Below are 10618 nucleotides of genomic sequence, written 5' to 3' on the forward strand. Positions count from 1 at the left end.
GAAATGAGTGCGACCAAACCAGAAATTATGCAAAGGAGTGAAACTAGGTAGTATACAGGGGATATCTGAGGTACGATAGGAGTAGTTGCTGTAAAGTACGCCAATAATATACCTACAAGTAGGAATATCAATCCTATGATTCGGATAAATATATTGATCCTTGTTTCGGTGGTTTTAGAAGTCCTCAACTCAGCTCTATACCTATATTTTCCTTTAAATAAGTTTACACTTTCTTACCTTTTTATAAACAATCCTAATGAAATCAATAATATATTCTAGTCAATGATGTGACTAACCAATGCAGGTAACACTCCAGAACTGAAAGTAAGAAGACCGATAACTAATGCCAATTAAATATTTACTAAATATAATTGCAGCTGATAATGTAAGGAGAACCATTTGAATTAAAATAAATATCATCGATATTGGATCGAACTTTATTAGGACTAGTAATTGAACAAGTAAAAAATATTATTTAAGAGATTAGAGGCTTTGTGCAATTTCTAACTTCTCAGGCAGATATCTATCTGTTATTGCAGTCAAACCGTACTTTGCAAAGGCTTCGAGTTCGCTCTTTCTTTTTATCTTTAAGAACACATCAAGCTCCTTTTGCCATATACCTCCTGTATACCTGGGGTCTTTTTTAAGCTCATAAACACGTTTGATATCCACATCTCTTAATGGATCACTTGGGAGTTTGTACTTTTTTATATCACTTCCCCAAACCCCTATCCACTTGCCTGTAGGAACTGTCAACTCTCTTAGATGAGCAGCGTTCGCAGAGCCTGAGATTATTACCATGGCTATATGCTCCCCATACGGGTCAGCATCAGTAAGAATGTATATCGGTAGACCTAACTCTTGATTTAATCTTCTCAGCATATACCTTGTAGAGCGAGGAGGCTGACCTGAAGTATTTATTATCAGCGCTTTGTACCTTTTATGCACCCTCTCTTCAACGAATCTAGAAAATAAACCACCCTTTTCTACAGCCAATACCATCTCGGCGGATGTATCTGTAAAGTCAGAGGTGCTCAAGCTCGGTCCAATTAAATACCCATCTGGATGGGAAGCTAAGTTCAATCTATTTCCCTCATATCCTGGCACAGTGTATTCTATCGTAAGATCGCCAAATATTGCTGAACGCTCTTCGGGATAGACATTGAAGTCCTCTCTAGCTTTAGACAGAACTACTTCGAGATCAGTAATAATCTCATTAGATTCTGCCTGATCGACGAACTCCATGTCATAGGCTTGAGCAGAGTAGAAGACATCTCTGAGAGTACTTGTCTTACTTTGATCGACCAGCTTGTTGACGAAGAACGCCAGCCAGATCAATTGTGTGAAGGGACGGATATGCTTTATATTCTGTGATAACCTCTTAACAGAATCTTGACCGAGAATGTACTGCCTCAGATTTTTGTCATAGATTATGTTTTTTACAGATCTACGGGAGAAGGTTATCTCTGGAAAAGTGCCCTTATCTATCTCAGAGTATACTTTTGTGCCTAGATCTTTGAAGAGCTTTCTGATCTTTTTCTTTCTAGAACTAGTTATATCTCTCTTAGAGCTTTTTTTGACCATCCCCATATTTGAATAACAACATCTCATAAATCTTTATGATTGGTTAACAACATCTTATACATCTCAAAATATTATTAAATTATCCATCTCTTTTTATAAAGTCTAATAGCCTGATAGAAGCTTAGTGAAGACAATGTCGGATACTGTGATAAAGACTAACCGGCTAGTAAACGAGAAAAGCCCTTACTTATTGCAACATGCCCAAAATCCGGTTAACTGGTATCCTTGGATTGAAGAAGCGTTTGAGACAGCACAGAAAGAGGACATTCCCATTTTTCTTTCCATCGGCTACTCGACTTGCCACTGGTGCCACGTAATGGCGAGAGAATCATTTGAAGATGAAGAAATTGCAAAGATTTTGAACGATAACTTTGTTTCTATAAAAGTTGACAGAGAAGAAAGACCAGATATAGACAGTATCTACATGAAAGCATGTATGTTGATTACTGGTAGTGGAGGTTGGCCTCTTACAATAATCATGACGCCTCAAAAGAAACCGTTCTTGGCAGGTACCTATTTTCCGAAAAAGACTAGAAGTGGAATGATAGGTCTCCTTGATTTGCTCAAAAATATCGTGGAATTATGGAAGAATGATAGAAGCAAACTTGTTGGGACAGCTAATAAAGTAACAGAACATTTAACAGACTGGGTCAAAGCAAAGCAACCGGAAGAAGATCTAACCGAAATTGTCTTGGACGAGGCTTTCATAAGATTACTCGACAGCTTTGATCAAACCAATGCTGGATTTGGCACTAGACCCAAGTTTCCATCTCCTCATAATCTCATGTTTCTCCTTAGATTTTGGAAGAGGAAAGGCACACGACAAGTACTCGAAATGGTTGAGAAAACCTTGCAAAAGATGAGGCTGGGCGGACTTTTCGATCACGTGGGATTTGGTTTTCATAGGTATTCTACGGATTCAAAATGGCTTGTTCCACACTTTGAGAAAATGCTTTATGATCAGGCGTTGATCTCTATTGCTTACATAGAGGCCTATCAGGCAACGGGGAAAAAAGAGTATCAGACAACGGCAGAAGAAATTTTCGAATATACCTTGAGGAACATGACAAACCCTGAAGGAGGTTTCTTTTCAGCTGAAGACGCGGATAGTGAGGGTGAAGAAGGCAAATTTTACGTGTGGACAGAGACGGAAATCAGGGAAACGCTAGGTGAGAAAGCTGACATAATCATCAAAGTTTTTAATATTTCGAAAGAGGGGAACTATCCTGATGAAGTTCATCATGGTAAAACTGGAAAAAATATTCTACACCTGAAAGTGCCTCTACAGGAATTATCAGTTAAGCTGGGAATGAATATCAAAGAACTAATGTATATTTTAGAGGAGGCCAGACAGATACTTTTTAAGGCTAGGGAAGAGAGGATTCATCCTTCGAAAGACGATAAAATTTTAACTGATTGGAATGGTCTCATGATAGCAGCACTTGCCAAAGGTGGACAAGCATTTGGTTCGCTAAAATATGTGGAGGTTGCTGAGAAGACAGTCGAGTTTCTCTTTGAGAAATTGCAGACAGCTGACGGAAGACTCATGCATAGGTATAGAGATGGAGAGGCAACAATAAATGGTAATCTGAATGATTATGCTTTTCTAATATGGGGTTTGATTGAGCTCTATGAAGCCACTTTTAAAATAAAGTATCTTGAGGAAGCATTAAGTCTCCAAGATGACATGATAAAGCATTTTTGGGATAAAAACAATGGCGGCTTCTTGTTCACTCCTAAAGACGGTGAAAAACTTCTAATCGATAATAAAGAGTTTCACGATGGGGCTATCCCTTCAGGCAACTCTATAGTGTTACTAAATCTGATTAGACTTGCACGTATAACCGGAAAAATTCATTACGAAGAAAGGGCTGAAGCATTAAAAAGAGCTTTCTCATCACATATAGAGGGCACATCCTCCCAAAATACTATGTTCTTGGTAGCACTTGACTTCATTTTAGGGCAAACATACGAGATAGTTGTTGTAGGCAATCTTTGTTCTAAAGTAACTAAAAATATACTACAAGTCATAAGGACAAGGTTAATCCCCAATAAAGTGATCTTGATCAAGAAGGAAAACGACACAAGCCTAGAAAATTTGGCAGAATATACTAAGGGTATGAAAACCATAGATGGCAAAACCACAGTCTATGTTTGTAAAAACTTCTCCTGCAATTATCCAACAACCGACTTGAAGAAAGTATTAACATACTTAGGTGAGAGGGATGATACTAAAACATAAGGACATATAATGATGCCCTGATGATATAGATGGAGATATCATCAGCCGACTTCAAACTCAAAAATATATTATATGCATTACCATCTACAGTTTGATCTTTAAAAAACATCACTTACTTAAAAGAGTTCGATCATTTCAGAAACCTATCTGCTTCTTTAAGTCCCATATTTCTTCGAACTTCAAATGAATTTTAAGGTTCATATTTAAAAAATATTATAACTATTTTGAGTGGAGTGCAAATTGGAGCAAGAAATATCTTTCAAAATAAAGTTTAAACCAAAATCTTCATGGGTAGATAAAGTATATCTAGGAAATATGCTTATTGAAGTATTAGGGGTTATGGCAAAGTCGACTTCTGCATTCGACTTCGAAGTTGAAATGATAGATTGAATTCTTAATTCATATAATCAGGAAGAAAATAAGCATATTTTTGGGAGATAGTAGCAATTAAATTTCAATTATCTCCTTGATCTCTTTAAATCGGTTTCCGATTTAGCAGTTTATCATAGCGTGGTAAGCGCTTTGCACCCGATAGTTCTGTTGAAAACTTCGCTATTAATGGGAGATATTTATTATAGATATCAAACTTTCTCTTAACCATCGCAATTGAATTTTTTTTCGAAAGGTATAGTCGAAGTTTCCTAAGTGTTTCCCTTATGGCGTTTTTTAATTCTCTTTCTAACTCGGGTCTATCTGCTAAATACTCCTTCCCTACAGTCTTATAGGGTATCCTCGTGGAGCATATATGAGTTATAATGGCTATCGGGGCATTCTGTGGTACTTTATAGCGTTTCCAATCAATCTCATTTATGACTTTAGATGAGACATCGCTTGCTTCATCATAAAGTAGAGGAATTCTGTTAGCAAATCTAAAAAGTTTTATACCAGATGGAATGATTTTTCCCCCATAAGCCAGACCAACTTCTACGATAAAAGGAAAACCTGAGTAGGCGGATGGAGGGCGAGTAGCTACAGCAACGAAATCTGGTTTTAACTCTTTCTCAATACCGACTACCAAATTTTCTTTCCCAAGAGGAGATAGACAGCTTGCATCTGGCTGTAGGAAATTATCGTACTCATGAAGAGCTCTAATGAACTTTGTAATATCATCATTCGATATAATCTTCGGATCCATGTTTTTATCGAAACCAACGTAATCAAGGAACTTTTTTGCGACTATATCACCAACTCGATGGAAATTCTTTGACATGAACTTGACCATGGTCTCTTCCTTTGATTGTTTAATCAATCTACGGACAGCTTCTACATCCATTCCATAAGGATGAAGTAATGTTTCTTTAGATGGGGTTGGCATATTTTTTGTCCCTCTCTCATAAATAAAGAAGCGCCCATAAGGTTCAACAAATGTGATATTGGCATAAGGCGTTACCATAGCTGCCCGCTTAAAGTATTCCCTGATTTTTTGAGATGCCCTTTGGTAATCGCCATTTAAGGCTAATCTTACTGTAGTACCAGTATGCCCTTCAATAGGCTGAGAAGACTTCTTCAGAATAACTGGAGCATTCTCTTGTATGTCGATAAGTATGTCAAAAGTAAAGGTTCGAACCCCATCAACCGATGTAGTTATACTTACAGGTTTATTGGTTGTTATCTGACCGTAAAGTATCGCCATGGTTCCCCCCATGCCAAACATACCTCTTGACTGCTTTAATTGAAACTTTGAGCCAAAGAAGACTTGGCCAAAAGCCTTTGGAACATGTTCAGGAGATATTCCAGGACCATTATCCTGCACCTTGATGAGATATGCTTTAGGGTCTGAATCATTGGTATAAAGGTCTAGAGGAGTTACCCTGACAAAGACATCTGGGATTATACCATAAAGTTCACATGCATCAAGACTGTTCTCAAAAAGTTCTCTAATGGCTGAATATAATGCGCGGGAAGGACTACTGAATCCCGCAAGGTCTCTATTCCTATAGAAGAACTCACTTGGAGAAATTTCAGAGAATTTAACACCTTCGTAAATCAAACTAAAACTCTTCCCAAAGTTTCATACGATCAATTTTGGCTTTTCTCTTCTCTCTTTGTAGCATATTGTACACACTCTTATGGACACTCCCTGAAGCAAGCATGTCAATCGCTTCTAAGGCTGATCGAACTTCATCAACTTTACCAATAACACTTGCAGTGTGACCAAAGACAGAAATAGAAGTACCAGTAAGCTCTTCTATAGTCTTTCTACCCTTGCCTCCTAGTCCAATAATCCTGCCCTTTATGCGCTTTAAAGAGCTGTTAGACTTACCTGAATAATCTCTTAAATCGACCACGCTAAAAACGACATCTTCGTCTAAAAGCTTGAAAGCCCTCTGAGGCGAGAAACCTCTACCTATTGCCATTACGATCTCTACTGCCTTGAAGGTCTCGGACCGTCCAATATCTTTTCCTGAATCTATTGTCACTTCACCGCTCTTACTATTGACAGAAAGAGTTATGCCACATCTACGTTCTATTTCACTCTTTATAGCTCCTTTCTTTCCCACTAAAACTCCTATACGATCTTGTGGGAGTTTCAAAACTCTTTGAAAACTCAAGTATAACCCACCTTTTTCAATACTCTTTCTAGAGGTTCTACCTTTAAACCCCGTTTACTAAAGAAACGATTCACATTGGTTATGTCTCTTATTAGAAACTCTTTTGTAAAAGGGTGCCTCACGTCAACAGCAGAACCAAAGTCAAAGAGGATAAGGCGCCTACCATACTTGAAGATGTTATACTCGGATAAGTCTGCATGTACCAAATTCGCATTTTTAAAAAGTCTTTTAATCAAGGAGATAATTCTTCTATAATCATTCTGTTTCGCATCAACTTCGTGAAGCAGAGGGGCGGGACTTCCATCTTCACCAATAAACTCCATTACAAGTACATTTTTTTTGATGGCTAAGGGTCTAGGTGCAGGAATACCAGCATCATAAACCGTCATGAGGTTCTTATACTCCTTTTGTGCCCAAAGCTCAACAATGTTACGTGAGCCACGCTTCACTTTTTTAAAACGTGGATCTCCAACTATGTAAGGCAATCTTTTTTTGAACTCAACCGTCACAGTAAGATAAATTTTCACTGCGACTGAGGAACCGTCATCCCTTTGTCCCCAATATACTCTTGCTTCTTTCCCTGAGCTGACAACGCCATTCAAGCATTTTATTACTTTAGAGTTCAAAAGGTGATGTAAGGTAATGTAAGTCTTTTTATCAAAAACTTCTTCTACAACTTCATAATCATCGGAGTCTTTTCTAAGGGCTCTGCTCTCCTTCTCATACTTAGATATCACTCGTGAGAGCTTCTTTTGAGTCTTCTCATCTAATTCCATGATCGATAATACATTTAAAAATTAAGTATCGGATACTTTAAACAATGCTATAGCTCTTTTGGGACATAGTCTTTTTCCTTTAACCAATCCACTTGTGCAAGCGTATATCTCCAGAGTATATCACCTCTCCCATCATTGAAGTCCCAAGGAGCAATTATCACAACATCATTTTCACGTATCCATATTCTTCTCTTTAGCTTTCCTCTAATCCTCCCCAATCTTGACTTACCATCAGAACATTTTACCATAATATTATCGCCACCCATAAGCTTGATGACTCTACCAAATAATTGTCCTTCACCAGGGAGGGTAAGTTCCTTTAACTGCTCTTCACTTAGGACTTTTCTTTTTCCCATTCATAATCACTTCAAGAAATAAGATTAATTAAAAATATCTTTCAGAAGCAATAATATATCTTTACCGCTTAGTAGGTAAGAAAAATCTAGACAATAAAGTCTAAATAAACCAATCATATATGAAACAAAAGATGAGCTATTTTGGTCAAATGTAAGCAATGTGGTTTCAAGAACCAAGATGAGTTTAATTTTTGCGGTAATTGCGGTTTTAAGCTTTCAGAAAAAGTTTCTATAATAAAATCACCCTTGAATGCTTTAGCATACTTGCATATATTAGGTGGAACCTACCTGATTCTCTCTATAATCTTAATTTATAGTGCTATTATAGAGATATCTCTCTTCCTTCTTGTTGGAGGCTCTCTAAACCTTTACATGGGTTGGATGTTATATACTGAAAGAGTTCCTAAATTTACATGGATAATTTCTTTAACAGCTATTACATTAGGTCTTTTTTTTACTGTTATGCCTATCTATTGGATACCAGATTGGATAATATTTATAGTAATGACTATCGCCCTTTGGCAAAGTTTACCAGCCTTGAAAGAAAGGATCGTTAAAAAATGAACATAAAATCGTGATTCCGGAAATTTGACTGTTTTTGATAAACAAATTATTCGAATTTTATTTTTTTACCAGTAACCATGTAAAAGATACGCGAACCTATGTTGCATGCATGATCTGCTATTCTTTCTAAATGTAACGCCACAAAGAGGAGACGGTTTGACTGCGCAATTGAACGAGGATTTTCAATCATAATCGTTATCAATTCACGTCTGACTTGATCCGTGAGTGCATCCACTAAATCATCTCTCTCAGAAAAATCTTTCAGAGAATCAATTTTTTCCTGTGAGAGGGCAATCAAACAATCAGTTATCATCTCCTGAGCTATCTCAGACATTCTTGGTATATCGATTAGAGGTTTTACAAACGCCTCTTTACCTATATGTAATGTTATAACAGCAATGTCCTTTGCAAGGTCATTTATCCTATCAAGGTCTGTTATGATCTTTAGTATAGTCACTATTATTCTGAGGTCTTTAGCCATGGGTTGTTGCAACAAGATTAGATCAACAGCTTTATTCTCTATGTCAAATTCCAACATATCAACAACAGAGGCTCCTTCGATGACCTTTGATGCTAGCTTTTCATCTTTATTCTTTAAAGCATGAATAGACTCTTTTACAGATTTTTTAGCAAGCTCACCCATCTTAAAAGTATCTTTTCTAAGCCGTTCTAACTCGATATCCATTAGTCGTGACATTTGATTTCCTTTAAACTGAACCCACCTTTATGTATTGTTCTGAGAGCTTAAGTCTTAATAAGAATCGATTTTTAACTGGTTCAATAATTCATATCGTATAAATATAAGTAAATGATAAAACTTTTTTATTCAATTACTTGCTTAAAGAGGTTGAAGGTCATGTCAAGTATTACTCTTAGAGTCGCAGAGACCTACCCCACACATGTAGGAAGGGGTGTTGCAGTTGTTGATCCAAAAATAGTTGACGAGATGGGGTGGACCTCTGGTGATATTATAGAAATAGTTGGAAAAAGAAAGACTCACTCATTACTTTGGCTCGGTCGTCCAGAAGATTATGGAAAGGGTTTGATTAGAATTGACGGCTATATTCGAAACAACGCTAAAACTGGAATTGATGATAAAGTAAACATACGAAGAACCGAAGCCAAAATTGCTCAAAAAATAACTTTGGCCCCTACCGAACCTCTGCGAATTGTTGGTGGAGAAGAGTACCTTCGACAGATATTAGAAGGAAGAGTATTGACAAGAGGGGACAGTGTTGTTATAAACATAATGGGACGAAAGATCGATTTGATTGTTACTAATGTGACCCCAATAGCCGATGCAGCCCTTATTGATGAGAACACTCAAGTGACAATAAGCGAAAAGATGGTCAAGGCAGTACCAGAAGCTATCCCAAGGGTGTCCTATGAAGATATAGGTGGATTAAGACATGAGATTCAAAAAGTGAGGGAGATGATAGAACTTCCGTTAAAACATCCAGAAATCTTTGAGAGGTTAGGTGTAGAAGCTCCCAAAGGAGTCTTATTACATGGACCTCCAGGAACGGGGAAGACTTTACTAGCTAAAGCAGTTGCCAACGAGACGAATGCCAACTTCAATTCGATAAGTGGACCTGAGATTATGAGCAAGTTCTATGGTGAGAGTGAAGAGAGATTAAGGGATATATTCAAGCAAGCCCAAGAAAATTCCCCCAGCATAATCTTCATAGATGAAATCGATTCTCTCGCCCCTAAAAGAGAGGAAGTAACAGGTGATGTAGAAAAGCGTATTGTTTCTCAACTTTTAGCTTTAATGGACGGCTTAGAATCTCGAGGTAAAGTAGTGGTTATAGGAGCAACAAACCGTCCAGATTCAATCGACCCAGCATTAAGAAGACCGGGCAGGTTCGATAGGGAGATAGAAATCGGTATACCCGACCGTCAAGGCAGGTTGGAGATACTTCAAATTCATACCAGAGGCATGCCCTTGACAGATGATGTCCAACTTGATAAGCTTGCAGATATAACTCATGGATTTGTTGGTGCAGACCTAGAAGCCTTGTGTAAAGAGGCTGCTATAGGGACATTACGTAGAATTCTTCCTGAGGTAGATTTAGAGCAAGTGAGCATCCCAGCAGAGATATTGAATAAAATCACAGTTACAATGAAAGATTTTCAGAATGCATTGAAAGAAGTCGAGCCTTCGGCAATGCGTGAGGTGTTAGTAGAAATTCCGATGATAAAGTGGGATGATGTAGGAGGATTAGAAGATATCAAGCAAGAGATGAAAGAAGCTATAGAATGGCCATTAAAGCATCGAGAAATATTTGACTATGCTGATGTAACACCTTCAAAAGGCATTCTATTGTATGGTCCTCCAGGCACGGGTAAGACACTTTTAGCAAAAGCAGTGGCAAATGAGAGTGAAGCCAACTTTATCAGCATCAAAGGTCCAGCGTTATTATCTAAATGGGTAGGTGAGTCAGAAAGGGGAGTGAGGGAAGTCTTTAGGAAGGCAAGGCAAGCAGCTCCTTGTATAATATTTTTCGATGAATTAGATGCAATAACTCCAATAAGGGGTGGGGG

The 10618-nt window shown here is 37.7% G+C and carries 11 protein-coding genes; 4 read left to right on the top strand and 7 right to left on the bottom strand.

Going from position 1 to position 10618, the window contains the following annotated elements; all coding sequences use genetic code 11:
- The coding region (locus tag L6N96_02765) for a hypothetical protein (GenBank protein ID MCP8323087.1) at positions 1 to 188 on the bottom strand (188 nt) is incomplete at its 3' end.
- Positions 189 to 483: 295 nt separating this feature from the next.
- Complete coding sequence (locus L6N96_02770) at positions 484 to 1584, bottom strand: DNA topoisomerase IV subunit A (protein ID MCP8323088.1); 1101 nt, start codon at positions 1582 to 1584, stop codon at positions 484 to 486.
- Positions 1585 to 1717: 133 nt separating this feature from the next.
- On the opposite strand from L6N96_02770, the gene L6N96_02775 reads away from it, so the two are divergent.
- Both L6N96_02775 and L6N96_02780 read left to right on the top strand, forming a co-directional pair.
- Positions 1718 to 3826 (top strand): thioredoxin domain-containing protein, encoded by a 2109-nt coding sequence (locus L6N96_02775; GenBank protein ID MCP8323089.1) that lies wholly within the window; start codon positions 1718 to 1720, stop codon positions 3824 to 3826.
- 240 nt (positions 3827 to 4066) lie between these two features.
- Positions 4067 to 4216, top strand: a complete 150-nt coding sequence (locus L6N96_02780; protein ID MCP8323090.1) for a hypothetical protein — start codon at positions 4067 to 4069, stop codon at positions 4214 to 4216.
- A gap of 85 nt (positions 4217 to 4301) precedes the next feature.
- Here the strand turns inward: L6N96_02780 and L6N96_02785 are convergent, their stop codons facing one another.
- From L6N96_02785 to eif1A, 4 genes are read right to left on the bottom strand one after another with little or no spacing between them, the layout of a single operon-like run.
- The gene (locus tag L6N96_02785; GenBank protein MCP8323091.1) at positions 4302 to 5816 is read right to left on the bottom strand and encodes a DNA topoisomerase VI subunit B; all 1515 of its coding nucleotides are present in this window, start codon (positions 5814 to 5816) and stop codon (positions 4302 to 4304) included.
- A 1-nt stretch (position 5817) separates the two neighbouring features.
- Positions 5818 to 6378, bottom strand: coding sequence for a KH domain-containing protein (locus L6N96_02790; protein ID MCP8323092.1), 561 nt, complete (start codon positions 6376 to 6378; stop codon positions 5818 to 5820).
- Positions 6375 to 7154 (bottom strand): serine protein kinase RIO, encoded by a 780-nt coding sequence (locus tag L6N96_02795; GenBank protein MCP8323093.1) that lies wholly within the window; start codon positions 7152 to 7154, stop codon positions 6375 to 6377. Before L6N96_02795 ends, L6N96_02790 begins: the two co-directional genes overlap by 4 nt.
- Positions 7155 to 7201: 47 nt before the next feature.
- Positions 7202 to 7510: a translation initiation factor eIF-1A gene (gene eif1A / locus L6N96_02800; GenBank protein MCP8323094.1), complete on the bottom strand. Its 309-nt coding sequence runs from the start codon at positions 7508 to 7510 to the stop codon at positions 7202 to 7204.
- Positions 7511 to 7651: 141 nt separating this feature from the next.
- Between eif1A and L6N96_02805 the strand changes: the two genes are divergently transcribed.
- Entirely contained in the window at positions 7652 to 8074 is a 423-nt protein-coding gene (locus L6N96_02805) for a zinc ribbon domain-containing protein (protein MCP8323095.1), read from the top strand.
- A 46-nt stretch (positions 8075 to 8120) separates the two neighbouring features.
- Here L6N96_02805 and phoU read toward each other — a convergent pair whose 3' ends face one another.
- Complete coding sequence (gene phoU / locus L6N96_02810; GenBank protein ID MCP8323096.1) at positions 8121 to 8771, bottom strand: phosphate signaling complex protein PhoU; 651 nt, start codon at positions 8769 to 8771, stop codon at positions 8121 to 8123.
- Positions 8772 to 8930: 159 nt separating this feature from the next.
- On the opposite strand from phoU, the gene L6N96_02815 reads away from it, so the two are divergent.
- Positions 8931 to 10618, top strand: a 1688-nt coding sequence (locus tag L6N96_02815) for a CDC48 family AAA ATPase (GenBank protein MCP8323097.1), incomplete at its 3' end; no start/stop codon positions are given.

This window comes from Candidatus Methylarchaceae archaeon HK02M2, from assembly GCA_024256165.1.
Taxonomy (GTDB): domain Archaea; phylum Thermoproteota; class Nitrososphaeria; order Nitrososphaerales; family JACAEJ01; genus HK02M2.

Excerpts from the sequence above, each read along its gene's own strand:
- L6N96_02775 (MCP8323089.1), top strand. The coding sequence starts at position 1,718 with ATGTCGGATACTGTGATAAAGACTAACCGGCTAGTAAACGAGAAAAGC.
- eif1A (MCP8323094.1), bottom strand. The coding sequence starts at position 7,510 with ATGGGAAAAAGAAAAGTCCTAAGTGAAGAGCAGTTAAAGGAACTTACC.
- L6N96_02795 (MCP8323093.1), bottom strand. The coding sequence starts at position 7,154 with ATGGAATTAGATGAGAAGACTCAAAAGAAGCTCTCACGAGTGATATCT.
- phoU (MCP8323096.1), bottom strand. The coding sequence starts at position 8,771 with ATGTCACGACTAATGGATATCGAGTTAGAACGGCTTAGAAAAGATACT.
- L6N96_02770 (MCP8323088.1), bottom strand. The coding sequence starts at position 1,584 with ATGGTCAAAAAAAGCTCTAAGAGAGATATAACTAGTTCTAGAAAGAAA.